This is a genomic window from Cupriavidus sp. P-10 (genome assembly GCF_003402535.2).
GTDB lineage: Bacteria > Pseudomonadota > Gammaproteobacteria > Burkholderiales > Burkholderiaceae > Cupriavidus.
Map to the genome: position 1 here is coordinate 2,717,163 of NZ_AP025171.1, position 24,494 is coordinate 2,741,656.

General features: G+C 69.9%; 26 protein-coding genes. 11 read left to right on the forward strand and 15 right to left on the reverse strand.

Going from position 1 to position 24,494, the window contains the following annotated elements; all coding sequences use genetic code 11:
• Nucleotides 1-112: 112 nt before the first annotated feature.
• From norR to CTP10_RS29125, 3 genes are all read left to right on the forward strand, one after another.
• Entirely contained in the window at nt 113-1,687 is a 1,575-nt protein-coding gene (gene norR, locus CTP10_RS29115) for a nitric oxide reductase transcriptional regulator NorR (protein WP_116319002.1), read from the forward strand.
• A gap of 141 nt (nt 1,688-1,828) precedes the next feature.
• Nucleotides 1,829-2,260, forward strand: a complete 432-nt coding sequence (locus CTP10_RS29120; protein ID WP_116319003.1) for a phasin family protein — start codon at nt 1,829-1,831, stop codon at nt 2,258-2,260.
• Nucleotides 2,261-2,439: 179 nt separating this feature from the next.
• A complete protein-coding gene (locus CTP10_RS29125) occupies nt 2,440-4,017 on the forward strand; it encodes a histidine kinase N-terminal 7TM domain-containing protein (protein WP_116319004.1) in 1,578 nt (525 codons plus the stop codon).
• A gap of 27 nt (nt 4,018-4,044) precedes the next feature.
• On the opposite strand, the gene ubiT is transcribed toward CTP10_RS29125, so the two are convergent.
• The 3 genes from ubiT to ubiU are packed head-to-tail and all read right to left on the reverse strand — an operon-like array spanning nt 4,045 to nt 6,604.
• On the reverse strand, nt 4,045-4,503 hold the full coding sequence (gene ubiT / locus CTP10_RS29130; protein ID WP_116319005.1) for a ubiquinone anaerobic biosynthesis accessory factor UbiT: 459 nt from the start codon (nt 4,501-4,503) through the stop codon (nt 4,045-4,047).
• Nucleotides 4,500-5,540, reverse strand: a complete 1,041-nt coding sequence (locus tag CTP10_RS29135) for a U32 family peptidase (RefSeq protein ID WP_233528086.1) — start codon at nt 5,538-5,540, stop codon at nt 4,500-4,502. The genes ubiT and CTP10_RS29135 overlap by 4 nt, the downstream gene beginning before the upstream one ends.
• A 5-nt stretch (nt 5,541-5,545) precedes the next feature.
• On the reverse strand, nt 5,546-6,604 hold the full coding sequence (gene ubiU / locus CTP10_RS29140) for a ubiquinone anaerobic biosynthesis protein UbiU (protein ID WP_442875209.1): 1,059 nt from the start codon (nt 6,602-6,604) through the stop codon (nt 5,546-5,548).
• Between the two features lie 275 nt (nt 6,605-6,879).
• Between ubiU and CTP10_RS29145 the strand changes: the two genes are divergently transcribed.
• Nucleotides 6,880-8,055, forward strand: coding sequence for an NAD(P)H-dependent flavin oxidoreductase (locus CTP10_RS29145; protein ID WP_116319007.1), 1,176 nt, complete (start codon nt 6,880-6,882; stop codon nt 8,053-8,055).
• 57 nt (nt 8,056-8,112) lie between these two features.
• Here the strand turns inward: CTP10_RS29145 and CTP10_RS29150 are convergent, their stop codons facing one another.
• From CTP10_RS29150 to CTP10_RS29160, 3 genes are read right to left on the reverse strand one after another with little or no spacing between them, the layout of a single operon-like run.
• On the reverse strand, nt 8,113-8,826 hold the full coding sequence (locus tag CTP10_RS29150; protein WP_233528087.1) for a Crp/Fnr family transcriptional regulator: 714 nt from the start codon (nt 8,824-8,826) through the stop codon (nt 8,113-8,115).
• Nucleotides 8,798-10,141 carry a hypothetical protein gene (locus tag CTP10_RS29155; RefSeq protein ID WP_116319008.1) on the reverse strand — a complete coding sequence of 448 codons (1,344 nt, stop codon included), beginning with the start codon at nt 10,139-10,141 and terminating at the stop codon, nt 8,798-8,800. The genes CTP10_RS29150 and CTP10_RS29155 overlap by 29 nt, the downstream gene beginning before the upstream one ends.
• A 24-nt stretch (nt 10,142-10,165) precedes the next feature.
• The gene (locus CTP10_RS29160; protein ID WP_116319009.1) at nt 10,166-10,591 is read right to left on the reverse strand and encodes a hemerythrin domain-containing protein; all 426 of its coding nucleotides are present in this window, start codon (nt 10,589-10,591) and stop codon (nt 10,166-10,168) included.
• A 351-nt stretch (nt 10,592-10,942) separates the two neighbouring features.
• Here CTP10_RS29160 and CTP10_RS29165 point away from each other — a divergent pair, with 351 nt between their 5' ends.
• The 4 genes from CTP10_RS29165 to CTP10_RS29180 all read left to right on the forward strand — a co-directional run bounded on the left by CTP10_RS29165 (nt 10,943) and on the right by CTP10_RS29180 (nt 14,336).
• On the forward strand, nt 10,943-12,976 hold the full coding sequence (locus CTP10_RS29165) for a type IV pili methyl-accepting chemotaxis transducer N-terminal domain-containing protein (protein ID WP_116319010.1): 2,034 nt from the start codon (nt 10,943-10,945) through the stop codon (nt 12,974-12,976).
• Nucleotides 12,973-13,629, forward strand: a complete 657-nt coding sequence (locus CTP10_RS29170; protein ID WP_116319011.1) for a response regulator — start codon at nt 12,973-12,975, stop codon at nt 13,627-13,629. Before CTP10_RS29165 ends, CTP10_RS29170 begins: the two co-directional genes overlap by 4 nt.
• Nucleotides 13,630-13,857: 228 nt before the next feature.
• Nucleotides 13,858-14,016 carry a DUF3309 family protein gene (locus CTP10_RS29175; protein WP_084254457.1) on the forward strand — a complete coding sequence of 53 codons (159 nt, stop codon included), beginning with the start codon at nt 13,858-13,860 and terminating at the stop codon, nt 14,014-14,016.
• A 140-nt stretch (nt 14,017-14,156) separates the two neighbouring features.
• Nucleotides 14,157-14,336: a DUF3008 family protein gene (locus tag CTP10_RS29180; protein ID WP_116319012.1), complete on the forward strand. Its 180-nt coding sequence runs from the start codon at nt 14,157-14,159 to the stop codon at nt 14,334-14,336.
• Between the two features lie 119 nt (nt 14,337-14,455).
• Here CTP10_RS29180 and CTP10_RS29185 read toward each other — a convergent pair whose 3' ends face one another.
• The 3 genes from CTP10_RS29185 to CTP10_RS29195 form a co-directional block, all read right to left on the reverse strand.
• A complete protein-coding gene (locus CTP10_RS29185; protein ID WP_233528088.1) occupies nt 14,456-15,133 on the reverse strand; it encodes a ParB-like protein in 678 nt (225 codons plus the stop codon).
• Nucleotides 15,117-15,566: a hypothetical protein gene (locus CTP10_RS29190; protein ID WP_233528089.1), complete on the reverse strand. Its 450-nt coding sequence runs from the start codon at nt 15,564-15,566 to the stop codon at nt 15,117-15,119. Before CTP10_RS29190 ends, CTP10_RS29185 begins: the two co-directional genes overlap by 17 nt.
• Before the next feature lie 200 nt (nt 15,567-15,766).
• Nucleotides 15,767-16,624: an SDR family oxidoreductase gene (locus CTP10_RS29195; RefSeq protein ID WP_116319015.1), complete on the reverse strand. Its 858-nt coding sequence runs from the start codon at nt 16,622-16,624 to the stop codon at nt 15,767-15,769.
• Between the two features lie 366 nt (nt 16,625-16,990).
• On the opposite strand from CTP10_RS29195, the gene CTP10_RS29200 reads away from it, so the two are divergent.
• Nucleotides 16,991-18,124, forward strand: coding sequence for a BON domain-containing protein (locus tag CTP10_RS29200; protein WP_116319016.1), 1,134 nt, complete (start codon nt 16,991-16,993; stop codon nt 18,122-18,124).
• A 48-nt stretch (nt 18,125-18,172) separates the two neighbouring features.
• Nucleotides 18,173-18,808, forward strand: coding sequence for a ParB-like protein (locus tag CTP10_RS29205; protein WP_116319017.1), 636 nt, complete (start codon nt 18,173-18,175; stop codon nt 18,806-18,808).
• Nucleotides 18,809-18,861: 53 nt separating this feature from the next.
• On the opposite strand, the gene CTP10_RS29210 is transcribed toward CTP10_RS29205, so the two are convergent.
• The 4 genes from CTP10_RS29210 to CTP10_RS29225 all read right to left on the reverse strand — a co-directional run bounded on the left by CTP10_RS29210 (nt 18,862) and on the right by CTP10_RS29225 (nt 22,681).
• Complete coding sequence (locus CTP10_RS29210; RefSeq protein WP_116319018.1) at nt 18,862-19,920, reverse strand: DNA topoisomerase IB; 1,059 nt, start codon at nt 19,918-19,920, stop codon at nt 18,862-18,864.
• 34 nt (nt 19,921-19,954) lie between these two features.
• A complete protein-coding gene (locus CTP10_RS29215; protein WP_116319019.1) occupies nt 19,955-20,842 on the reverse strand; it encodes an alpha/beta hydrolase family protein in 888 nt (295 codons plus the stop codon).
• Entirely contained in the window at nt 20,829-22,010 is a 1,182-nt protein-coding gene (locus tag CTP10_RS29220) for a DUF3182 family protein (RefSeq protein WP_116319020.1), read from the reverse strand. The genes CTP10_RS29215 and CTP10_RS29220 overlap by 14 nt, the downstream gene beginning before the upstream one ends.
• 98 nt (nt 22,011-22,108) lie before the next feature.
• Entirely contained in the window at nt 22,109-22,681 is a 573-nt protein-coding gene (locus CTP10_RS29225; RefSeq protein WP_233528090.1) for a low affinity iron permease family protein, read from the reverse strand.
• Between the two features lie 251 nt (nt 22,682-22,932).
• Between CTP10_RS29225 and CTP10_RS29230 the strand changes: the two genes are divergently transcribed.
• Complete coding sequence (locus tag CTP10_RS29230; protein WP_116319021.1) at nt 22,933-23,274, forward strand: BON domain-containing protein; 342 nt, start codon at nt 22,933-22,935, stop codon at nt 23,272-23,274.
• An 89-nt stretch (nt 23,275-23,363) separates the two neighbouring features.
• Here CTP10_RS29230 and CTP10_RS29235 read toward each other — a convergent pair whose 3' ends face one another.
• Nucleotides 23,364-23,822: a PRC-barrel domain-containing protein gene (locus CTP10_RS29235; protein ID WP_116319022.1), complete on the reverse strand. Its 459-nt coding sequence runs from the start codon at nt 23,820-23,822 to the stop codon at nt 23,364-23,366.
• Nucleotides 23,823-23,867: 45 nt separating this feature from the next.
• The gene (locus CTP10_RS29240) at nt 23,868-24,473 is read right to left on the reverse strand and encodes a hypothetical protein (RefSeq protein WP_116319023.1); all 606 of its coding nucleotides are present in this window, start codon (nt 24,471-24,473) and stop codon (nt 23,868-23,870) included.
• Between the last annotated feature and the right edge of the window lie 21 nt (nt 24,474-24,494).

The window sequence follows — 24,494 nt, forward strand, 5'->3', positions numbered from 1 at the left end:
GCGAAGAGCGTGCCTGAAAAAAACCACGCCAGATCAATGGGTTGCAACACGAACGGTCATAAATACCCTAGACTCCCAGTGGTATAAATAACCCTATACGGTGTTTTTCACCATGGCCAATCCCGCCATCGTTCCCGAGTTGCTCGCCGACCTGGTCGCCGACCTGCCCCACGCCGTGCGCCTGCAGCGCCTGGTCAGCGGCCTGCGCGCGCATTTCCGCTGCGGCGCCGTGGCGCTACTGCGGCTGGAAGAAGACCACCTGCGCCCGATGGCCGTCGACGGCCTGGTCGGCGACGCGCTGGGGCGGCGCTTTGCCGTCGGCCTGCATCCGCGCCTGGCGGCGATCCTGGCGCGGCGCGGCGTGACCTGCTTCCACCACGACAGCGTGCTGCCCGACCCGTACGACGGCCTGATCGACGAGCACGTGGGCGAGCCGCTGCCGGTGCACGACTGCATGGGCACCAGCCTGGAGGTCGAAGGGCAGCCATGGGGCGTGCTGACGCTCGATGCGCTGGCCGTGGGCACCTTCGACGCCGCCGCGCAGGCCGAGCTGCAGCGGCTCACCGTGGTCGTCGAGGCGGCAATCCGGACCACCCGGCTCGAGGCCGAGATCCTGGCGCTGCAGGTGGCCCGGGGCAAACCCGTTGCCGATGAAGGCACCGCCGGCGCCGGAGACATCACCGGCGAAATCGTCGGCCAGAGCGCGGCCATCGCCAACCTGTTGCACGAACTGGAAGTGGTTGCCGATACCGAGCTGCCGGTGCTGCTGCTGGGCGAGACCGGCGTCGGCAAGGAGCTGTTCGCGCACCGGCTGCACCGCCAGTCGCGCCGGCGCGCGCAGCCGCTGGTGCACGTCAACTGCGCGGCGCTGCCGGAGTCGCTGGCCGAGAGCGAGCTGTTCGGCCACGCCCGCGGTGCCTTCTCCGGCGCCACGGGCGAACGCCCCGGCCGCTTCGAGGCGGCGGACGGTGGCACGCTGTTCCTCGATGAAGTCGGCGAGCTGCCGCTGTCGATCCAGGCCAAGCTGCTGCGCACGCTGCAGAACGGCGAGATCCAGCGGCTGGGCTCGGACCGGCCACGCCGCGTCAACGTGCGCGTGATCGCCGCCACCAACCGCAACCTGCGCGAGCATGTGCGCGACGGCTCGTTCCGCGCCGACCTGTACCACCGCCTGTCGGTCTATCCGATCCCGATCCCGCCGCTGCGCGAGCGCGGCAACGATGTGCTGCTGCTTGCCGGCCGCTTCCTGGAACTGAACCGCGCCCGCCTGGGCCTGCGCAGCCTGCGCCTGTCGCCGGCGGCGCAGGATGCGCTGCGGCGCTATCGGTGGCCCGGCAACGTGCGCGAGCTCGAGCACGTGCTCAGCCGTGCCGCGCTGCGCGCGGTCAGCCGCGGCGCCGGCCGCAACGACATCGTCACGCTGGAGGCGGACCTGCTCGACCTGGACGGACTCGACGCGCCGCCTGCGGGGCTGGCGGAAGCCGCTCATGCCGCCCATTCCGCCCATTCCGCGCAGCCAGCAATCGTCCCCGGTACAAGCCTGCGCGACGCCGTCGACCAGACCCAGCGCGCCTGCATCGAGCAGGCGCTGCTGGCCCAGGGCGGTAACTGGGCGCAGGCGGCGCGGCAGCTCGGCGTTGACGCCAGCAACCTGCACAAGCTGGCGAGGCGCCTGGGCTGCAAGTGAAGGCGCGAGCGGCATTGGCGATGGCAAAGCGCGCCTCGTCTGCCTAAGCTAGTCAGACGTCGTTTGCAGTGCAACATGGTGTGGTGTCGCCAACACCCTGCGGCCGGCGCAACCTGTGGACCCCTACCGGAGATGCCCGTGATGATGACCGCAACGCAAGCCTTCTGGCCATTCCCTGCCTTCTTCACGACAGGCTTTGCCAGCCTGCAACAACTCCAGACCATGCAGGCGGATCTCGCCGAGACCTGGCGCCGGATGGCGGAACTGAACCTCGAATTTGCCCGCAGCATGGCAGACGAAATGCGCTTCGACACCGTGGGATTGCTGATGGAACACGATCCCGAGGCCCTGTACGCGCGCGAGATCGCCAGTGAGATGCCGCTGCTGGGCGGCCCGCTGCACTATGCCTCGGCGATGCTGGAACTGCTGGCGCGCGCCCAGCAGAAATGGCTCGATGGCTGGGGCCACCTGTTCATGCAGGGCTCGCTGACGGACTGGACGGCGGGGGCGCAGGCGGTCACCGACATCCCTGCCTGGCTGGTCCGGGAAACCCCGCGCCCGCGGGCGGGCTGACCCGGCAAGGGCGCCGTGGCGGCGCGTGCCCGCACGCCGCGGCCAATTTTTCCTGCGCGCCTTGCCATGACAACGCGCGCACCCCGGTATCATGCAAATCATGACACCCTGGTCCGCCATCCCTGCCGTCCCGGCTGGCGGACCTCCACACAGGACTGGTTCAGGACGCGCCCCGCTTCATGCCCTCATATCCACTGGTCCTGCTGCTTACCGTCGCCGTCGTCTGCTGCATCGGCATGGCCATTGCCACCTGGCCCCGGCGCGACGACCCCACCGTCCAGGCGTTCCTGGTATTGGCCTTCGGCGCGGTGGTCTGGAGCGGCGGACGCCTGCTTGAGATCAGTTCGACCGACCTGCCCGGGCGCATCCTGTGGGCCAAGATCCAGTACATCGGCATCGTCGCGGTGCCGATCGGCTGGCTGGTGGCGATGGTGCACCTGAGCCGCCCGCGCTACGTGGTGCCATGGTCGCGGCTGTGGCTGCCGGTGCTGGCGGCGGTGGTGACGGTGGTGCTGGTCTTCACCAACGAGCGGCACCACCTGGTCTGGACACGCATTACGCTGATGCCGCCCGGGGTCTCGCCCGGCGCGGTGTTCGAGCATGGCGCGGGCTACGTCGTGGTGGCCTTCTGGTCTTACTCGCTGCTGGCGCTGAGCTGGTATTTCCTGATGACGGCCGAAGTGCCCAACGACGCCCTGTCGCGCCGCGGCCGCGTCATCCTGGCCGGCGGCCTGGCCCTGCCGCTGATTGCCCATGTCGCTTACCTGAACCGCTGGACCGGCCCGCTGGGCGGCGACCTGACCCCGGCCACGTTTTCGCTGATGGCGGTGCTGGTGTGGTTCTGCGCGCTGCGCACGCACCTGGACGATATTGGCCACTACGCCCGCCTGCGCGTGTTCGATGCGCTGCGCGAGGGCTGCGTGATCGTGGACGCCAAGGGCGCGGTGGTCGAATTCAACCCGGCGGCAGCCCAGTTGTGGCCGGAGTTGCACCGCGGCAGCCCTGTGCCGGCCGGATGGGAGACGGCGCTGGACTCGGCGCAGGCCGCACCCGGCCTTGCGCCCGCCACGCCGCTGGTGCCGCCGGGTGCCCCGTTCGAGCTGACCGTGGAACGGGTCGAGCGCCTGGACGGCAGGCAGATCGGCAGCCTGGTGTTCATGCGCGATATCAGCCGCTTCCAGTCGCGCGAGCTGGCACTGACCGCGCGCCTTGGCCAGACCGAGGAGCAGCTGTGGCAGGTGCAGGCCGACCTCGACGTCGACGCGCTCACCGGCATCCCCAACCGGCGCTACTTCCAGCGCGAGTCGCTCGCCGCCGTGACCCGCGCCCATGAGCGCGGCCAGGCGCTGGGGCTGCTGATCCTGGATGTCGACCTGTTCAAGCAATACAACGACCTGCACGGGCACCTGGCCGGCGACGACTGCCTGCGCCAGATCGCCTGCGCGCTGGCCGGCACGGTGGCCGGCGAGCAGTTCTGCGCGCGGCTCGGCGGCGAGGAATTCGCGGCGGTGCTGCCCGGCGCATCGCGCGAGGAAACCCGCGACGTGGCGCGTCGCATGGTCGCAGCGGTGCGCGAGCTTGGCCTTGCGCACCGCGGCACGCCGGTGCAGCCCGTGGTGACGATCAGCGTCGGCGCGGTCTGCGCCGTGCCCGAGTCGCCTCGGCTGGACCCGCTGCTGCACCGCGCCGACAGCGCGATGTACCGCGCCAAGCGCGCGGGCCGCAACTGCTACATGCTGGATGGCGAAGCGGCCTGACCGCCTGTGGCCGGGCCATGTCGCCGGCTAACCCGCGCGTACCGCCAGCGCACCCTGCAGCGCCACCAGCCGAGCCGCCGCCTGGCTGACCCACGCCGGCCGCGGCGCCGCATCGAGCCAGTACTTGACCTCAAGCCCGAGCGCGGTGTCGCCGCTGATCACCAGCTTGCGCTGGAAGAACAGCGTGTCGGTATCGGCCTCGCCGCCGAGCAGCCGCAGGTAGTCCACCGCGGCGGCGCGCAGCGTCAGCGCGGGTTCGCCGCCGCCGGCAGCGGCGGTGCGGAAGCGCCCGCCTTCGCAGCGGAACGGCACTTCCAGCCCCAGGTCCTGTAGCGTCAGCAGGAATACATGGCCTTCCAGCGCAGCCGGCGGCTCCAGCCAGCCGGCGCGGCGCGCCAGCTCCAGCGCCGCCACCAGCGGCAGCGCGCGTGCCCGCGCCGGCATGCGGCGATGCACGCCGGTCATCAGCTTGTGCAAAGTGTTCATGCCCGTGCCTCCCACGCAATGCCGGCGCTGCCATGCCAGTAGCCGTTGCACGGCTGCGCTCCCGCCGGCACGATGCCGCTGGGTGCCGGCGCGCGCGCGCCCGCGCGGATCGCCGCCAGTTGCTGCACCACCTCCAGCGTGCCGGTCGAATGCGGGCTGACGCGCAGCAGGTCGACGCCCATCGCGGCCATGGCGAGCGCCTCGCCGCACAGGTCCAGGCAGGTCGCGCTCTGTGTCTGCACGCCGTTGAGCGTGAAGAACGCCTGGCCATCGCCTGTGGCGGCGACCAGCCCGTCGGGGTAGTCCATGCAACGGAACTCGCAGCTGTCCTTGCGCAGGCGATGGTGGCGCGCGGTAAAGCAGCGCGCCGAGAACGCCAGCGGCATGCGGCCCCAGACAAAGGCCTCGACCGTGGTGCCGCCCGGCCGCGCCGCGGCCAGCGCGGCCAGCGTGCGGCCGTCCATTTCCACCGGCACGACGCAACCGGCCGCGCCCTGCTTCGCCAGCCAGGCCAGTGTGTCGGCATGGTAGACGTTCAGGTGCGGGCCGGCGATGAACGGCCGCCCGCCCATGCAGCGCACCGCGCCAAGGTCGTTGGCCTCGACCAGATAGCCGTGCTGATCGCAGGCGCGGCGCATCCAGGCGATGTCGGTATCGGACTCCACCAGCACCGGCGTGGACAGCACCACCTCCTTGCCGGCATCGCGCAGCATCTGCGCGATCTCCAGCCATTGCGCGTGGCGCAGTTCGTGGCGCCGCGTGCAGACGGTCTCGCCGAGGTAGACGCGGTCCACCGGGGCGTCGGCGACCGAGGCGTAGAACTGCAGCACGCGCTCGCGTGGCCAGTAATACAGCAGCGGACCGAGGGCAATGCCAAAGCCCGCGGCGGCGGGTCGTGATGTGGCTTGTGTAGCGGCTTGTGCGGCGGCTTGTGCGGCGGCTTGTGCAGCCGGTTGCGGCACGGTGGCCGCGGCGGTGTCGGGCATGGCAGTGTCCATCGTGGCGAAGGCGGCGGGATCGGGGCAGGTCGCGTCCATTGGCATCACCGCCATGGCCGGTCGTAGGCGCCCTGGGTCACCTGGTCGCCCTCGGCATGGCGGCCCAGCGTGGCCTGCCATTCCTGGCGCGGCGCGAAGCGCGCGGGATCGCCGCAGGCGTCGTCGATGGCCGCGCGCAGCACGCCGACCACATCGGCGACATAGCGCGGGCTGCGCTGCCGGCCTTCGATCTTGATCGCGGCAATGCCCATGCCGACCAGCGCGGGCAGCAGCGACAGCGCGTTGAGGCTGGTTGGCTCTTCCAGCACATAGCCGCGCTCGCCCTCCACCTCGAAGCGGCCCTTGCACAGCGTCGGATAGCCGGCCGGCTCGCCGGGCGCGTAGCTGTCGATCAGGATGCCGGACAGGCGCGCCTGCATGGTGCCGTCCTGCTCGGTCCAGCGCACCGCATGCGCCGGCGAGCAGACCCCCTTGTTGTTGGGCGAATCGCCGGTCGCGTAGGAGGACAGCAGGCAGCGCCCTTCGGCCATCACGCACAGGCTGCCGAAGCCGAACACTTCCAGTTCGACACTGGTCTGCCGCGCGAGCTTGCCGATCTGCGCCAGCGACAGCACCCGCGGCAGCACCACGCGGCGGATATTGAAGCGCTCGCGCATCAGTTCGATGGCATCGGCGTGCGTGGCCGAGCCCTGCACCGACAGGTGCAGGCGCAGCCGGGGATGGCGCTCGCAGGCATAGCCCATCAGCCCGGCGTCGGCCATGATGACCGCATCGGCACCCAGTTCAGCGGCGGCGTCGACGGCGCGGTGCCACTGCGCCACCGCGCCCATCTGCGCGAAGGTGTTGATCGCGAACAGCACTTCGGCACCGCGCGCATGGGCTTCCGCGACGCCGGTGCGGATGTCGGCCTCGGTGAAATTCAGGCCGCCAAAGTTGCGGGCATTGGTGGCATCGCGCAGGCCCAGGTAGACCGCGTCGGCGCCGTGCTGCAGCGCCATGCGCAGCGCCGCCAGCGACCCGGCGGGTGCAACCAGCTGGGGCCGGCGTGGCGCGCAGGCAGGCGCAACGGTGGCCGCATCCGGGCCAGTACAGGCAGTTGTCATGGTGTGGAAAGCAGGGACAAGGGAAACAGGACAAGAACAGCGGCCGATGCTAGCCACGCGCTGGCGGCAGGGGCTTGATCCCGCGCAAACCGGCACCAATGGCACATGGCTCGCGCCGGCGTATGCCGGTCGGCGTAGGCCGATGGCAGTCAGCGCCCGTGCGCTTGACCTGCGGCAAACGCAGGGTCTTTCCGCTGTGCCACGCTTCGCCAGTCACCCCCCCGCGCCAGGCCGGCTGCCGGCCACACGCGATTCACCTTCCGGAGATCCCTTTTATGAACGAACACTGGCTGAAGCTGGCCGGCCGCCGCCTGTTGCCCATCGTGCAGGGCGGCATGGGCATCGGCATCTCGGCGCACCGGCTTGCCGGCGCAGTGGCACGCGAGAACGGCGTGGGCACCATCGCCAGCATCGACCTGCGCCACCACCACCCCGACCTGATGGCACGCACCCGCGGCGTGCGCGACAAGGCCGGCATCGAGGCCGCCAACCTGGAGGCGCTCGACCGCGAAATCCGCGCCGCGCGCATGTTGTCGGGAGGCCGCGGGCTGATTGCGGTCAATGTGATGAAGGCGGTGGGCTCGCACGCCTCGCTGGTGCGCCAGGCTTGCGAAAGCGGCGCCGATGCCATCGTGATGGGCGCCGGACTGCCACTGGACCTGCCGGAACTGGCCGCCGACCACCCCAAAGTGGCGCTGATCCCGATCCTGTCCGAGTCGCGCGGCATCGGCCTGGTGCTGCGCCGCTGGATGAAGAAGGGCCGGCTGCCCGATGCCATCGTGGTCGAGCACCCGGCCCATGCCGGCGGCCACCTTGGCGCGGCGACGATCCAGGACCTGTCCGAGCCGCGTTTTTCGTTCTCGCGCGTGCTGGCCGAATGCCGCGAGCTGTTCCAGTCGCTGGGCCTCGCATGGGACAGCATCCCGCTGATCGTGGCCGGCGGCATCGACAGCCATGCCAAGGTGCGCCACTGGCTCAACGAGGGTGCCGCCGCGGTGCAGCTCGGCACCGCCTTTGCCGTCACCGAGGAATGCGATGCGCATCCGGCCTTCAAGCAGGTGCTGGCCACCGCGCGGCCCGAGACGCTGCGCGAGTTCACCAGCGTTGCCGGCCTGCCGGCGCGCGCGGTGCTGACGCCGTGGCTGTCGCGCTACCTGTCGAGCGAGGCCAGGCTGCAGCGCCGCGCCAAGGTACGCGAGTGCCTGGAAGGGTTCGATTGCCTGCAATCGTGCGGCCTGCGCGACGGCATCGCGCGCATCGGCCAGTTCTGCATCGACCTCAAGCTGGCGCAGGCGGTACGCGGCGACGTGGAGCGCGGGCTGTTCTTTCGCGGCAAGGGTGCGCTGCCGTTCGGCGAAGCGATCCGCCCGGTGGCCGAGCTGATCCACTACCTGATGACGGGGGAAAAGCCTGCGGCACTGATGCCGGCCAAGGCAGCGGCCACGGCCTGAGCGCTGTTGGCGCGTGCCGGTTCGCCTGCACGCGGCGCCTGACTCCCCGAGCGGCCGTCAGGCCGCCGCCAGCTCGCCCGGGCCGGCCTGGCGCGCCAACCCATCCGGATCGATCAGGTAGATCTTGCCGCGCTCGATCCGCACCAGCCGCTCGGCGCAGAACCTGTGCATCACGCGCGACAGGGTCTCGGGCGTGATCCCCAGCTTTGACGCAATCACGCGCTGCGTGCAGGCCAGCCAGGTGCGCCGCGTGGCGAACGCCTGCTCGCGCAGGAAGCCCGCCACACGCTGCAGCGCGGTCTGCAGGCTGATCGCCTCGATATCGCGCATCAGCCCATGCAATCGGCCCGACAGGTTGCGCAGCAACTGCGCGGCCAGCAGCGGATCCTGCATGACGGCCTGCCACAGCGCCGTCTTGCCGATCTGCAGCACCAGCGTGCGCGTCTGCGCCTGGCAGGCCATGCGCCCCGGCACGTCGAGGCAGAGCAGGTCTTCGCCGAAGGCCGCGCCCGGACCGAAGACTTCGATGGCGCGCTCGCCGGCGGCTTCGTCGCCGGCCGGTGGCTGCAGCGCCAGCTTGACCAGGCCCTCCAGCACGATCGTCAGGCCGGCACCTGGCTCGCCGCCACGGAACAGGTATTCGCCCTTGCGCAGGCAGCACAGCGTTGCCGCGGCGCGCAACTGCGCCACCACGGCTGCATCGACGCCGCGGAACAATGGCAGCGCTTCCAGGTTGATGGCTTCACCCATGGTGATGACCTCCTTCGACATGACTGCCTTCAGCATTCCGGGCCGCATGGCGCGGCGGCAGGCCGCCACGGCGGCGCATCTGCCGCATGCAGCGCAACGCGGACAACAATTGCCAGCCCAGCCACGCATTGGCCGCGGCGAGCAGCAGGCCGCCGGCGCGGGCCAGCGGCAGGGGTGCCAGCGGCAGCGCCAGCAGCAGCCCGTAGGCTGCCAGCAGCAACCAAGACTGGCGGCGTTGCCGGGCGGGCACGATGATGGCCTGCATGGCCGGCGCGCGCGCGCGCGGCGGCAGCAGCCGGCGCAAATGCAGCCAGACCAGGAACGGCACGATCTTGCCGAGCATCGCCGTGACCGGCAGCACGCCGCTGCCGACCAGCGCCATGGTGCCGGCCCACCACGCCAGCGGTACGTCCGAATCCGGCCACACGATCGCCGCCGCGCCCAGCACGGCGGCACCCAGCATGCTGGCGCAGGCCACCGGCCACAGCAGCCACAGCGGATCCTGGCGGCGCCGCGCGCGCAGCGTGCCGGCCAGCCCGCAGGCGGCCACCACGGCGACAAAGGCCAGCCACGCCAGCAGCAACGCCTGGCCCAAGGCAGGTTGCCCAGGCCACAAGAGGGTTGCCATGCTGAACAGCGCCAGCGGCACCCAATGCGCCATCGGCAGGCCGCACGCCAGTGCCGCGGGCAGGCGCCGCGTCTGCCAGAACATCGGCAAGACCGTGTTGGCCACGCCGGTCAGCAGCGCCGCCAGCCAGCCGCCCAGCGCCCAGGCCATATGCATGCCCAGCACCGGCGCCACCGGCACCTGCCACCAGCCGCCGAAGGTGCCGGCCAGCGCGATGCCGCACAGCGCCGCGGCCAGCAGCGGCGCGCCGATGCCGGTCAGCGTGCGCGTGGTGGCGTCTACCGCGACCACGCGCCGCCCGGCTGCGAGCAACAGCGCGCCAGCCAGCAGCAGCAGCACGCCGGCCGCGGCGGCGGCCTGCATGCCTGCCGGGGCGCCGCCGAGCAGCCCGAAGCCCAGCCCGGCGGCCACGCCGGCACCGGCAACGGCGACAAATGGCGCGAGCACGCCGACACCCGGCACGGCCACGCCCGCCACCACCGGCATCATCTGGAACAACGCGCCCACCATCACCGGCATCAGCATGCCCAGCGCGAGCACATGGACCGCCACCAGCGCCAGTGGCGCAAAGCGGTCCGGCAAGCCGTCAGCGGGCCCCGCCGCGAGCAGCAGCCCTGCCGCGGCGCCCAGCCATGGCGCCGGCACCAGGCAGCCGAACACCACCGCGGGGCGCGGCGCGCGCTCGTAGTCGAGGTTGGCGGCTTTCATCCCGGTTGCCTTGCCTCGCCAGCGCTACGCGATGCCATGCAGCACGGCATCAAGGTCCGGCACGTGCGCGCGGCACATCGGGAACAGCACGTTTTCTTCCTTGATGTTGTGCTGCTGCAGCAGCACCACCAGCGTGTCGGTCTCTGCCGCGAGCGCATTGCCGTCGCGCAGCGACAGCCATTCGCGCACGTTGTCCATCAGCGCGCGCACTTCATCGTGTTCGTGGCGCATGACGGCGGTTGGGCCGCCGGCCATGCCGGTGGCCTGTTCGAAGGCGGGGAACAGCCGCGCCTCTTCCGCGCCGAAGTTGCCGCCGAGCGCGGCCTCCAGCCCGGCGAACGCCGCGGCGGCCTGTGTCCAGTCGCCTTCGCGCAGCGCGCCTTCCAGGCGTGCGAGCGCGGCGTCGCAACTGCGGTGCTGCTGCACCAGGGTATCGATGCCATCAGACATGGTGTGGATTCTCCGGACCGGTATTGACCGGATGCTAGGGCGCCGCCCGGCGTGGGGATTTGATCGGGGATAAGTCGGCCGTCAATAACCGGTGTAAGGCGGGTCGGCGTGTCGATATATCACAACGTGATATGTGAATCGCGTCGGACGCAGCACCATTTCCGCTCGACGTACACGCAAGGCCGGCCGGAAAATGCGACGCCGCACGCACATGCGTACGGGCGAACGTCGCGTTTTGTTGATCTGGCGCAGGTAGTGCGGGGCCTGTCACGCGGAAAATTGCCTTCCAGACGCGCGCGCGACTGACAGACGCCGGCGTTCCCCTGACAGGTAGCCCCCGATACCGAACCCATGCCTTACACCGATCTACCGGCCGATCTACTGGCCGCCCCCCCGGCCGATCCCCCGGCCGAAGCGCAGGCCGCCACACCGCTGCGCCATCGCCTTTCCACGCGCATCATCTCGCTGTCGCTGGCCGTGCTGCTGGTGGTGCTCGGCATGATCTCCGGCACGCTGTGGCTGTCGTGGAAGCTCGAAGGCGCCGGCGCCGCCATCAATGACGCCGGCAGCCTGCGCATGCGCGCCAACCGGGTTGCGATCGAGCTGACACTCGCGCACGCGCAGCGCGGCAATGCGCTGGCGATGCAGGTGCAGGCGCTGGACGGCACGCTGGCGCAGCTGCGCCAGGGCAACCCGTCGCGCCCGCTGTTCCTGCCCGATGAACCCGCCATCCACGCCCAGCTCGAGCGCGTCACCAGGGACTGGCACGCCCACCTGCGCCCGATCGCCATGGCCGGCGCCGACAGCACCGCGCCGGCACGCTATATCGCCGCGCTGCCCGGCTTCGTGGCCCAGGCCGACACGCTGGTCGGCATGATCGAGCGCGACAGCGCGCGCAAGACCGACCTGCTGCGCCTGTCGCAGACGGCGCTGGCGCTGATGGCCTGCGTCGGCACCGTGGCGGTGATCTACCTGCTCTACCTGTGGATCATCCTGCCGGTGCTGCGGCTGCAGGACGGCCTGCGGCGCATGGCCGCACGCGAGTTCTCGCTGCGCCTGCCGGTGGAGACCCGCGACGAGTTCGGCACCCTCTGCGAAGGCTTCAACCGCATGGCCGGCGAACTGCAGGGCCTGTACAGCGACCTGGAGGCGCGGGTGGCGCAGAAGACCGCCGAGCTGGAGCGCCAGAACCGCGACCTGGAGACGCTGTACGACATGGCGGCGCTTTTGAACCAGGCCAGCGATGCAGACACCATGGTGCGCGGCTTCCTGGCGCGCGTGATGCGCCAGTTCGACGCCGAGGGCGGCAGCGTGCGCGTGCTCGACCCGCGCAACGGCCGCATGCACCTGCTGGCCAGCGCGGGCTTGCCCGTGGCGCTGGCTGAGGCCGCGTCCTGCGCCGCCGCCGATGCCTGCCATTGCGGCGAGGCCACGCGCGAAGCGGTGGTCACGATCGCCGACCTGCGCGGCACGCGCCGCGCAGGCGGCGTGGGGCAACCCGACGCCGGGGCGCAGGACAGCACGCCGTGCGCGCGCAACGGCTTCCAGGCGCTGGCGGCATTCCGCATCGAAAGCCAGCGCGGCGCCACCGGTGTGTTCGCGCTGCATTTCCGCGCCCAGCGCACGCTGCCCGCCTCCGACCGGCAACTGCTCGAAACGCTGGGCCAGCACCTGGGCACTGCGCTGGAGCACCTGCGGCTGTCGGCGACGGCGCGCCAGCTCGCGGTGGTCGAAGAACGCAACCTGGTGGCACAGGGCCTGCACGACAGCATCGCGCAGGGCCTGAACTACCTGAACCTGCAGGTGCAACTGCTCGACGACGCGGTCGCGCGCGACGACCTGGCCGAGACCCGCGAGATCGTGCCGATGCTGCGCCACGGCGTGGAGGAGAGCTACCAGGACGTGCGCGAGCTGCTCAACAATTTCCGCTCGCGCCTGGGCGGCGGCGAACTGCGCCCGGCAGTGGAAGACACCGTGGCGCGCTTCCGCCGCCAGTGCCGCACCGAAGCCACGCTCACCATCGACGAACAAGCCGACGGCATCGGCGCGGGCGGCCGGCCGCTGTCGCCGGAACAGCAGCTGCAGGTGCTCTTCATCCTGCAGGAAGCACTGTCCAACGTGCGCAAGCACGCCCTGGCCGCGCACGTGACGGTGGCGCTCAGCCACGGCCGCGACTTCCGCCTGGTGGTGGAGGACGACGGCGAAGGCTTCGATCCCGCCGAACCGGCCACGCGCGCCGAAGCGCATATCGGCCTGAACATCATGCGCGAGCGCGCCGCCCGCCTGGGCGCGCAGCTGCACGTGCGGGCCGCCCCGGGGCGCGGCGTGCGCATCGAGCTGGTGCTGCCGCGCCGCGCCCCACAGAACCCCGAGACCCAGCCATGACCATCCGCATCCTGCTGATCGACGACCACACCCTGTTCCGCTCCGGCATCCGCGCGCTGCTGCAGCGCCAGACCGACTTCGAGATTGTCGACGAAGCCGCCGACGGCGTGGAGGGGATCAAGCGTGCCAAGCAGCATCGCCCCGACGTGATCCTGCTGGACCTCAACATGCCTGGCCTGTCGGGACTGGAGGCGCTGCAACTGCTGGTGGAAGACCTGCCGCAGACCGCGGTGATCGTGCTGACGGTGTCCGAGGAAGCCGAGGAACTGGCCACCGCGCTGCGCAGCGGTGCGCGCGGCTACCTGATCAAGAACATCGAGACCGAGGCGCTGATCGCCGGCATCCGCCGCGCCGCCGCGGGCGAGCCGGTGATCTCCGACAGCATGACGGCCAAGCTGGTGGCGCAGTTCCGCGCGCCGGCGCCCGCTGCGGCGCCGCGCCACGACGACGCGCCACGCCTGACCGCGCGCGAGCGCGAGATCGTGCAGGGGCTGGCGCGCGGCGAAAGCAACAAGGAGATCGCGCGCGATCTCGGCGTGGCAGAAAGCACGGTAAAGATCCACGTGCAGAACATTTTGAAGAAGCTGAACCTGGCCAGCCGCGTGCAGGTGGCAGTCTACGCGGTCGAGCACGGCCTGACCGAGGCGGGCTGAACGCGCGGCAACAACGTGGCAATGTGCTGCCCCAGCCGCCGTGCAGTGCGCCACGAGAGCCTTGCAGTGCCCGGCGTCGTCCGATTCCTACACCGATATCAGTCCCTGCCCGGAGGGACGCGGGCGAGCCTTGACCTAGGCTGAACCTTGAGCAGTGGCCTTTCAGATGCGCGGCCGCTTCGGAACGGAAGCCCCCGGCTTCCCCGATCCACGAACAAGGAGCAAGCCATGGGAATCGGCACTATCCTTCTGATCATTCTTGTCCTGCTGCTGTTGGGTGCCCTGCCGGCCTGGCCGTACAGTTCCGGCTGGGGTTACTGGCCAAGCGGCGGCCTGGGCCTGATCGTCCTGATCGTGCTGCTGCTCGTGGTTCTCGGCCGGATATAGCGTTCCGGCCGTCCAGCGGGCGACGGCGGCTGGCAGGCCCCGGCGTGAGCGGCATCGCTGCGGCGTTGCCGCTCACGCCGGGGCCGATGCCGCGTCGTCCGCATTGTGTTTGTCTATCACCCCACCCCAAGGAGACTGACATGCCAGCCAAATCGAAGGCACAACAGCAGGCCGCCGGAGCGGCGCTCTCCGCCAAGCGCGGGGACACCAAGGCCGGATCGCTGAAGGGTGCTTCGCGCTCGATGTACAAGTCGATGAGCGAAAAGGAACTCGACAAGATGGCCTCGACCAAGACAAAGAAGCTGCCCAAGCACAAATAGAGATTGCCCAAGGAAAAAGTCAGAGCGCTGGCGCGTTCCTGTATCCCGTCGCTCCCGACGCGGGGACGACGCGCCACCGGCGTCGTGCATGCTGCCGCGCCGCTTCGGTTCTTCCCTTTTCAGCTCTTCCCCGCCTCGCCGTTCTGTGGCCCGCCGCAATAGCCAGGCAGCCGCCTGGCCTTGCTGCTGCGCGCCAGCTTGATGGATTCCGACAGCGCCAGGCCAAAGCCCGCGATGCTGTGGACATCCTGTACCACCCGATCGCGCAGGAAGCCGGCCCAGCGAAAATCCCCATAGGCGCTGCCCGGCTTGCGGTAGGCACCGGCCTCGCGCGCGAACGCCGCAAGGCTGCGGTATGGGTCGTCGCGCATGCCCATCACGGTGGGCGGCAGCGCCCTGCGGCCCCGGAGCTTGCCGTGTTCGTCGTACGGGTGGACATGGCCGAGCTGGCCCATGCGCTTCCAGAAGGCCGACGGTGCCAGTTTGCTCAGGTCGCGCAGGATGCGCACCGGCGCCCACTGGTATCCCAGTTCAAGCCAGGCGCGGGCCCAGTGATGGTGATCGACGATATAGAGAGCGCCACCGGGACCCACCACGGTCTTGATGCGGTGGCTGCGCATGAAACGACGCAGCTGCGCGAGGTCATTGCGGTCCGCGTGGCGCCGCGTGACTTCCTTCTTGTGGCTGACGTGGGTATAGCCCAGCGTCAGTTGCGTGGGGCGCAGCCGCGCCAGCTCGGCAATATCCTTGCCGTTCCGGGGGCTGGCGCGGTCGCGCCGTTCAGTTGTGTTCCGCACGCTTCTGGTCAACGAAATGCTCGAGCTCGCTGCCCGGGTCTTCGTTGCCGGTGGACTGCTCGGCCACCGATTCCCGTGCCAGCGGCCGCGGCCAGAATTCTCCTTCCCCGTCCTGCACCGGCTCGCCGTGCGCGTTGGGGTCGAAGTCGGTCCACTGGCCGCATTCCCAGCAGCCCTGCGCGCGCTCCAGGTGGCCGGCGCCGGCTTCGCGCAGCACGTCGACCACGACCGAGGACAGGCCATTGCCAACGCAGGCGGCCAGCATCACCTCGCCGGCGTTCTCGTCGGATTGCGCCGCTGCCCTGGCCTCGTCGGGCCGGCGCACCGACATGATGGAAACGTCCCATACCGAGAATCCGCGCGCGAACAAGGTCCGCGCCGCGTCTTCGGCGGTGGCGATGGAGTCGAAGCGACCCGCTACGATCGGTGACATGGTGGCTCCCTGGTTTCGATGAATGGATGCGGTATGAAAGGGTGCGGTATGAAAGGGTGCGGTACGTCCCCGAGCCGCTCGCAAGAGCCACGCCCGCGCCGGATCTGCACGGCGGCGGCCGTGGTGGTGGGTGGCACGTGCAATTTTTGCAAGCACGGCTCCCGAACTACATGCACGGCCCGCTCGGCACCGGCGCCGGCTCAGCCGTTGACGACCTCGCCACCGTTGATGTGCAGGATCTGCCCCGTGATATAGCTCGCCGCATCCGAGGCCAGGAACACATAGCCGGCCGCCACTTCGAACGGCTGTCCCGGCCTGCCCATCGGCGTCTTCTTCCCGAACTCGGCGACTTCTTCGGCAGTGAAGGTGGACGGGATCAGCGGGGTCCAGATCGGGCCCGGCGCGACGCCATTGACGCGGATGCCGCGTTCGACCACCTGCAACGCGAGCGAACGCGTGAACGACACGATCGCGCCCTTGGTCGCCGAGTAGTCGAGCAGGTGCTTGCTGCCGCGATACGCGGTCACCGAGGTGGTGTTCAGGATCGACGCGCCCGCCTTCAGGTGCGGCAGTACCGCGCGCGTCAGGTGGAACATGGCGAAGACGTTGGTGCGGAAGGTGGCCTCGACCTGGCCTTCGTCGACCTCTTCCAGCGATTCCTTGGGATGCTGCTCGGCGGCGTTGTTGACCAGGATATCGAGCTTGCCGTACTGCTGCAGCGTCTGGCGCGCGACCCCTTCGGCATGGCTGCAGTCGGCAAGGTCGCCTGCGATCGCGAGGCACTTGCGCCCGGAGGCTTCAACCAGTTCGACCGTTTCGCGAGCATCGGCATGCTCGTCGAGATAGGAGATGGCAACGTCGGCGCCTTCGCGCGCGAAGGCCACGGCAATGGCGCGGCCGATACCGCTGTCGCCACCCGTGACCAGCGCCACGCGCCCTTGCAGGCGGCCGCTGCCGACGTAGTCGTCCGCGCCGCTGTCCGGCTGCGGCCGCATGGGCGCTTCCAGTCCCGGCTGGCGATCCTGGTGCTGGGGTGGGACGCTCTTCGGTGTGGACATGGCTGACTCCTGTCTGTGGCGGACACGCGGGCCCATGCGCGTGCCGCGCAAGTTCCATGCCGCTGGGATGTACTCCGCACCCACTCGGCACTTTGGCGCAGCGCTTCGAACACGCCCACGGCGGTGACGTGGCAGGCGCCCGTAACCCTTACATCGCCCGGCAATCCTTACAGCACTGCGGCACGCGCGGCGCCTAGCCGGCGTGGTAGCGAAGGGGCACGGATTTTGCGGGTTGTTGGTTGTTTATTGCGGGTTCATTTTGCGGTTTTCCCGGAGGAAACACCGCACTTCAAACGGCCCGGCGGCGCCGCAGCCAGCCTCTGCGCAGGCACAGCCCAGCCGGACCATTCAGCCAGGAGGCAAGCAATGTTCAACTTCCGCAACGACCGCGGCAGCCGCGGGGGCAATCAGGGCCAGCGCCGCGAGGGCGGCCAGCCATCGGGCATGCGCGACGAGAACCGGGGCAGCGGCTCCGAAGACTGGGGCCGGGAATGGGGTGAAGACTGGCGCGGCGAGCAGCGCAATGAAGGTCGCAATGAAGGCCGCAGGGAGGGACGCAGCGAGTGGCGTGGCGAGGGCCAGGGCCGCTATGGCAGCGAGTCTTACGGCAACGAAGGCCGCGGCGGCGAATCCTCGCGCCACGGCGGACCCTGGTACCAGCAGGACACGCCCGCGGGCCAGACCCGCGGCGGCTGGGGCCAGCCGGGCTATGGCGCCTCCGATGCGGGCGGCACCGGCCACCCTTACAGCAGCGGCTATGGCGGCTACAGTCCGTCGGCGCAGGACAGCGGCTATCGCAGCCAGGAGCGCGTATCGGGCTATGGTTATCGCGATGAAGACCGCTTCGGGCCGCGCGGCCGGGGCGGCGAGCGCGACGAACGTGACAGCGGCGAACGGGGCGAACGGGGCGAACGGGGCGAACGGGGCGAACGGGGCGGCCGTGCCATGCACTGGCGCGAAGGCATGGAGCGCGACCGCAGCCAGCGTGGCGGCGAACCGACCTATGGCAGTGGCTACTACGGCGATTCCGGCCGCGGTGGCCAGTCGTTCAGCGGCGGGCAGCGGGTCTATCCGGACGATCCCGGCTATCGCCGCAGCCGGGCCTTCGGCCAGCAGGCGGCTACGCAGGGACAGCACGCCGGCCGGCGTGTGACCGGACCCAAGGGCTATCGCCGCTCCGACGAGCGCGTGCGGGAAGACGTGTGCGAACGCCTCGCCATGAACCCGTACATCGATGTCGGCGAGGTCAGCGTGGAAGTCGCCAACGGCGTGGTCACGCTGGATGGCACGGTGCGCGAGCGCCGGGAGAAGTATGTGATCGAGGAAATCGCTGACGCCGTGTTCGGCGTGACCGAAGTCGACAACCGGCTGCGTATGGGAACGCAAGGCGGCCGGGGCTCCGCCTGGGCCGCCGGCTCGGAGGTCGGTGGGGAGGACACTGGCAGCGGCACAGCGGGCAGCGCCGGCATCTCGCCGGAGCGCACGCTGAACAAGAGCTGAGCTGTAGACAACCTGCGCGGCGCGGCCACGCGCCGCGCCGCCCCCAACATGCCACGCCACCCCCGCAAACTTCGTCCCGGCAGCAAGCTGATGGTGCCCCTGGACGCGCTCCGCCCGACCCAGATCACCGTCGGCGGCTACCACGTCGCGCAAAAGGTCCACGTGACCCGCCGCGTGCCGCCCGAGGCGCGCGCCGCCTTCCTCGACAAGCACCGCGTCCACCTGGTGATCGGGCCGGAACAAGGCCTCTACGTGGTCGACCACCACCACTGGGTGCGCGCCTGGCACGACCTCGGCCTGACCCACGTGCCTGGGCTCGTCCAAGCCGATATCAGCGACCTCGATCCGCCCGCGTTCTGGCGCCACATGGTCGCCAACCACCTGGTCCACCCGTATGACGAGCACGGCCGCCGCCGGCCGCTGACCGAACTGCCCGAGGCCATCCACGACATGCGCGACGATCCCTACCGCAGCCTGGAGGCGTTCGTGCAAATCGCCGGCGGTTATCGCAAGGTCAAGACCGCCTATCCGGATTTCCGCTGGGCCGACTATTTCCGCCGCAACGTGCCGGGTCCGTTCGACACGGCGCATCACTTTGCCATAGCGCTGGCGCAGGCCTTCCGCCTGGCGCATGCTACGGGGGCACGCGAGCTGCCCGGCTATCTCGGCCCCCTGCCGTGCTGACGCGGGCGTCGGTTGGTGGTCGGTTGGCCGCCGGTTGGCCCGTTGGTTGACCTTTAATCGCCGCGCCCTGCCACGCTCAGCAGCCGCAGCAGGCGGGCCTCGTCCGCGCGCAGCCGGGTCACCGATGGCGCGCGCCCGCCAACTTCCAGCTCGCCGCACAGGTAAGCGTCAATGACGCCCGGATGCACATAGCATTTGCGGCACACCGCCATGGTGTTGCGCAGCTGGTGCGCCACCTCGCGGATGGCGTCGGCCACGGCCTTCTTGCGCGCGGTTTCGCTGGCGGCTTCCGGCAGTTTGCGCAGGATCGCCAGCGCATGCACGCTGCCGGCCCAGGTGCGGAAATCCTTCGCGGTAAATTCGCCGCCCGTGGCCTCCTTCAGGTAGGCATTCACGTCGGCCGAGCCGATCTCGCGGATCTCGCCGTCGCTGTCGCGATACTTGAACAGCCGCTGGCCGGGCAGGTCGGCGCAGTTGCGCACGACCCGCGCCAGGCGCGGGTCGTTGACCGACACATCATGGGTAATGCCGCTCTTGCCGGTGAACTGGAAGCGCAGCCGGCTGCCGCGCACGGTCACGTGCCGGCGCCGCAGCGTGGTCAGGCCGTAGGTACGGTTCTGCTGCGCGTAGCGCGGCGAGCCCACGCGCACCAGCGTGGCATCGAGCAGCACCACCACCGCGGCCACCACTTTCTCGCGCGGCATGCCGTTGCGGCCCAGGTCGCGCGCGGCGCGGGCACGCAGCCGTGGCAGCACCGCGCCGAAGGCCGGCAGGCGTCCGTACTTGTCTGAATCGCGCAGTGCCGCCCATTCGGGGTGGTAGACGTACTGCTTGCGTCCGCGCGCGTCGCGCCCCGTGGCCTGCAGGTGACCGCGCGCGTCCGCGCAGATCCACACCGCCTCGTACGCCGGCGGAATGGCCAGCGCGGCAATGCGCGCCAGCGTGGCCTGGTCGCGCACGCGTTCGCCATCTGGCCTGATATAGCTGAAGCCGGTGCCCTGGCGGCGCCGCGTGATGCCGGAACTGCCGTCCTCGACGTAGCGCAGGCCGGCCTCGCGCAGCACGGCGTCCAGCGCCGCGGCGGGGTCGGTGGAGGGCAGGGTGCTGTCCATGCGGGCTGCGTCCTCGCGGCGGCGCCGCTCTGCACTACTCGGCGCCAGGCGGCGGTGCGCCGGCGGAACCGTAGGCCGTTGCTGGCGACGGCACCCCTTCACCCATGCCGACGGCATCATCGTCGGGCTCCGGCGCCGTGCGCCGCGGCTTGGGCTGCAAGGCACTGTCCGCACTGACCGGGCCGGCACGCGCCAGGGTGATCATCTCGCGCAGCCAGTTGACCAGCAGGCTGCTGTAGGCACGCTGGCATTCCTCATCGGTCAGCCCGTGGTCGGCGCCCTTGATCACGCGGTAGGTCATCGAGTTGGCATGCACGCATGCGTCGACATAACTCATCACCGCGGCGTGCGGCACCACCTGGTCGTGCTCGGACTCGATCACCAGCACATCGCCGTTGAATTCCGCGCAGGCGCGCACGGCGCGGTTGTCTTCCGGCGGGACCACGCTGCGCCGGTACGCCACCAGGTCCTGTTCGCGGTGCAGCTGGCGCTTGGGCAGCTCCCAGCCGGAATCCATGTACAGCGCCGGCGCGCGGAACCCCATCCACCGCACCGGGCGCATCGTGCTCAGCAGCGCCGCGAGGTAGCCGCCGTAGCTGCTGCCTACCACCGCGATGGCGTTGCGGTCGACTTCCGGCTGCCGTACCAGCGTGTCATACGCGGCGACTACGTCGGCCAGGTTGCGCATGCGGGTGACGGTCTCGTATTGCGACTTGGTGCCGGCGTGGCCGGTCAGGTCGAAGGTCAGGCAGACGCAGCCCAGGCCCGCGACCTTGCGCGCGCGCGCCAGGTATTGCTGCTGGCTGCCGCCCCAGCCGTGCACAAACAGCACGCCGGGCAATCTGGTCTCGGGACTGATCAGGGTGCCGGCAATGGTGCCGCCCTCGCTCTGAATCTGCAGCAGTTCTTCATGGGTTGCCATGGGAATCGGGCTCCAGCCTTGCGTACTTGGTGAGGGGACCGACGTGGCGGTCCTCTCCCTGGAAATAGATCACGGCGTCGGCGGGCACCGGCACGTTGGCGCCGTACACCTCGCGCGTGGACGCCACCACCTGGTTTCGGTCCGGATCGTCCTGCAGCGCCGCCAGCGCCGCCAGCTCGGCACCCGTGGCGCCGCCTACGCGCCATGACTGCTCGAGCACGCCGCCAAGGATCTGCTCGCGGTCGGCGTCGGGGCCCGCGGCCGGGCCAAAGGCCACGTCGTAGTTGCAGCGCGTCAGCATCATGCCGCCATAGCAGCCCAGCGCGGCGTCGTGGTACACCATCGCCGCGCGCACCGCGGCCAGCGTGCGCGCGTCGAACGGCTGCTGCAGCAGCGCGTCGAAGCCGCCGCGCACCACCGTCAGCGTCGAACCGCCGTAGACCTGCTGGCCACGGTTGTTCTCCGTCAGCCCCTGCGTGCCGCAATAGCTGGCGCGCAGTCCCGCCAGTTCCACCTGGCCGACGCTATAGGTCTGCGGCGCGTCCAGGTCACGCTCCACCACGATGCCGTGGGCTTCCACCACTGCATCGGGCATGGCGGCCAGCGCTTCGTCGAGCGCGCGCTCGCTGTCGACCACGCACTGGCCCAGCCCGCCGATGCCGCATGGCTCCTTCAGCCGGACCGGACCCAGTGCCAGCAGGCGCTTTCCGGCCGTGCGCGCATCGGCCATGGTGAACGCAGTGAAGCCCGGCAGGGTCGCGCCGACCACGCGCTGCACGAAGGCTTCGCTCCAGCCTTCGGGAGCGGCGGCGCCGGGCTCGACCAGCCCATGCGTGATCGCCTTGGTGGCGACGAACGCGTAAGGCACCACGCCGCCGAACAGGTCACCCTCCCCATGCACGCCGATGCGCGTGGCAAGCTCCTGCCCGATCAGCGTCTGCGCGGGCACGAGGTAGGGACGCGGCCGGTCGGACGCGGCTTCATCGTAGGCACCCGCGTAGCCGATCCCCACGATCTCTGCCACCTTGCGCGCGATATTGGCCATGGTGGTGCCAAGGTGGCTGTCGGGCTGCCCGAGTGAATCGCAGCCGTACACCATGACCGCGCGGGACGCAGCGGCGGCCGGTCCCATCTGCTTGCGCTTGCTTGCCTTGTTCGGATCGGACACGGGAGGCTCCTTGCTCGATAACGTGGTTGGCGCGACGGGTTCACGGCGTGCGGCAGGCATGCAGCATGAGCATGCGTACCGCGGTCCGGTGCTGCGGGTTATGGACTGGCCTCGGCGGTGGCATGCGCATCGGCGCCGCTGCCACCGTCCTCGGGGCGGATCTGCCGCGAGGCGCGGGCGTGCTGCTTGGCCGCGTGGTTCTCGCGCGCCTCGTCCAGTGAATGGCTCATCTTGACGCCATCTTCCTTGTCGGCCAGCTCGGCCAGGTGGCGGTAGAAAGTCACCAGCTGCCGCAGCTCTTCCTCGTCGAGGTCCTCGATCGAGACCAGCATGTTGCTGGCTTCCCGGTGCGAGGCCAGCAGTTCGTTGAGCTTGAGGTGGACCGCCACCGCATCCTTGTTCTGGCTCTGCTGGATCAGGAACACCATCAGGAAGGTGACGATGGTGGTGCCGGTATTGATGACCAGTTGCCACGTCTCGGAGAAACCGAACATGGGGCCGGTGATGGCCCAGGCGGCCACCACGCCCACCGCGAGCACGAACGCAGTAGGAGAGCCGGCATGGCGCGTGGCGGCGCCCGCGAACCGGTCAAACGCGTGCAATACGCTGGCATGCGTGCCGGACGTTGGCCGATGACCGACGCCAGGCAGGATTGGGCTGGACTTGCTCATCGTTGCGCTCCTCGATCGCGCTTGCTCGTTCGCGCTGTTGCCTGTGCGCCGGCGCGGCGGCATGCTGATTTCATTGTATGGAGTGCATGGGGCCGATGTGCAGCGGGCGCAGTCCTACAACGCGCGCAGCACTTGCCTGGCATGCCGTGGCATAAGGCTGGCGTTTCTGCATCGCGCGGCGCGCAACGCCGGCGGTCGGTCGCGCGGGAATGCTTCTTGCGCCGGACATGGCTTTCTGTCGAGGAGCCGAGATGAACCAGAATGCCCCTTCCCCTTCCCCATCCGCCGACGACGAAGCGCTGCGCGTGGCGGTGCGCGCCGAGATCGCCGCGGCGTTCGACGGCCGCTTTCCCGACGGCGTGACGCTCGACGTCGCGGATCGCCGGGTCACCGTGCGGGGCTGCGTGGAGGATGTCGACGCCGCGCAGCGCATCGAGAAGGCCGCGGCGGTCAGCGCCGGCGTGCTGGGCGTACACAACGCGCTGTCGTTGCGCCACGAACCGCGGCCCGGGACGCCGGCCCAGCCGGAGGACAGCGGCATGCAAGCCGACCCATCGCAGCGCCCATCCGGGCAGATCAACCACAAGGTCTGACGCCACACGGTCTGACTCCCGAAAAAAGAGGCGCCGGATGGAATCCGGCGCCTCGTTCCTCGCTCAGTGGCACACCGCTTTCTCCCGGGTCAGCCCCACGGATCGTAGCGGTCCGCTTCCCAGTAAGGCGAAATGCCGTAGTACTGGTGGATGCTGGTGGCCCACTGCGAATCGGCCATGCTTGGCCAGTGGTCCTTGTCAAACCCGGGCGCGGCCTTGAGCCGGTCTTTCTCGACGCCGAGCACGAAGCACTTGCGGCGCGTGTCCAGCGTCAGCGCGGACCATGGCAGCGCAAACAGCTTCTCGCCAATGCCGAGGAAGCCGCCCATCGCCATCACCGCATACGCGACGCGCCCGCCCAGGACATCGATCATGATGTGGTCGATGGTGCCGATGTCGTCGCCCGCGGGGTCAACCACCTTGTTGCCCTCGAGCGTATCGGCGGCCATCACGAACGGGCCGGGCCCGGGGGAATTGCGGTCGATGCCGCCGACGATCGATGCGCCGCGCGGCTGCTCGCCAGGGGATTCAGGTTGGACTTGGGTCATGGACACCTCCGTTGGGGGTTGGCTGCAACAAGTCGCTGCAAAAAGTCATTCTGTCCGGGGCCGGCTGTCCTGGCCCTGGCGGCGCACATCGGCCGGCACCGGCGGCACCAGCGGGTCGAAATCCACCCAGCGGCCGTCGAGCCATTGCCCGTCGGCACGCTCCACATCCTGCGCGCCGCCCTGGCGCAGCAGGTCCGCGACCGCGGCGGTGTCGCCGCTGGGAACGTGCGCGGCCAGCAGCACGCCGGCGTTGCGCACCGGCGGCTGTCCGGTCACCGGATTGCTCCGCGCATCGCGCGCCAGCGCCAGCGCGCCCGCGAGCGAACCGAGATACGCGCCCAGGCCCACGGCAAACACCAGCACCAGGATCGACAGCGGCGGCACGGCGGACAGCGCCGAGACCAGCATGGCGCCCACGGCAGCACCCACCGCGGCGCCGATCACCACGCCGGCAATGGCACCAACGCCAGACTTGCGCGCACCGGCATCGGCGGCATGGTCTCCACCCAACGCATACGCCGCGTGCTGCCCCGGCGGATTGACGTAGAACAGGCTGAGGTCCTGGTCCGCGAAACCGCGTGCCTTGAGATGGCTGGCAACGGATTCTGCGGTACTGAAGCTGTCGAATCGACCTGCGACGATAGCAGTCATGCTGGCTCCATTTCTTGTTGA